Origin of the sequence: Bartonella queenslandensis AUST/NH15, assembly GCF_000312585.1 — a bacterium.
GTDB lineage: Bacteria > Pseudomonadota > Alphaproteobacteria > Rhizobiales > Rhizobiaceae > Bartonella > Bartonella queenslandensis_A.
Map to the genome: position 1 here is coordinate 1 of NZ_HE998401.1, position 411 is coordinate 411.

1 protein-coding gene is annotated in these 411 nt (G+C 45.7%); it reads left to right on the plus strand.

Features of this window, described 5'->3' with window-relative positions; translation table 11 throughout:
- Positions 1-47: 47 nt before the first annotated feature.
- Positions 48-411 (plus strand): phage major tail tube protein (locus BN338_RS10495; RefSeq protein ID WP_039762462.1); only part of this gene is annotated, 364 nt, incomplete at its 3' end.

Sequence of the window (411 nt, forward strand, 5' to 3'; positions counted from 1 at the left end):
TTTGGCGATACGCTTGAGGGTTATCGCAAAGCAGCAAGGAGAGACACATGAGTTTAAGAATTGTTCGCGGTTTTACCCTGATTGTTGATGATGATGTCAATCTTCACCTTGATCTTGAAACCCTTAAACTTCCCACATTAGAAGAAATCACCGAAACCTATCAACCAGGGGGTTCGGATATGCAAATAGATGTGAGTGGACTTGGTGTGAAAGCGCTCAGTTTACAAATGAAAATCCACAGCCATACCCCTGAGGTGATTGGTATCTTTGGCGGCTCCCCTGGGCTTCGTCATAAATTTACCGGTAAAAAGCATGTGGTGTCTGAAGAAGATGGGCGTGAGCATGAACATTCTATTGATGTGACAGGGCGCTTGGTCAAGGTGGATAGCGAAGGCTTAACGGCTGGCAAAG